General features: G+C 47.1%; 1 protein-coding gene. It reads left to right on the forward strand.

Annotation, left to right across the window (positions count from 1 at the left end; translation table 11 throughout):
* On the forward strand, positions 1-563 hold a 563-nt coding region (locus R7Z77_RS27470), incomplete at both ends, for an ABC transporter substrate-binding protein (RefSeq protein ID WP_318137322.1).

Raw genomic sequence — 563 nt, forward strand, 5'->3', positions numbered from 1 at the left:
GGTAATGAAGAAAAACCCGCACTATTGGGATGCAAACAACGTCGTCCTAGATAAAATCACTTGGCTGCCGATCGGTGATGCTAATGTCGTGCTAAATCGCTACCTAGCAGGCGAAATTGATCAGGTCATGTCGATTCCTGCCGCACAAAAAAGGAAACTAATAAGCAAACTGCCTCAAGATGTGGCTGATACAAGTGCTTCGCTAGGTTCGACTTTTTACTACCTAAATACGCAAGAAGGACCGACCAAAGATCGTCGAGTTCGCCAAGCCCTCTCCTATGCCATTGATCGCAATCTACTGACTGATTCGATTTTAAGAAATGGTGGCATTCCGATGTTCACGCTAGTACCACCGCAAACCGATGGGTTTCAATCGCACACACCGGAATATTCAAAGTGGGACCAAATCCAACGAATTGACGAAGCAAAGCGTTTGTTAGCAGAGGCAGGCTACAACCAAAGTAACCCACTTAAGTTGACGTTTACCGTCCCGACTTTCTCGATGGATGTAAAAATGGCGACAGCCATGGCGGGCATGTGGAAGAGCCGTTTAGGCGCACAAG

The sequence above is a fragment of the Vibrio sp. 1401 genome (assembly GCF_033340295.1).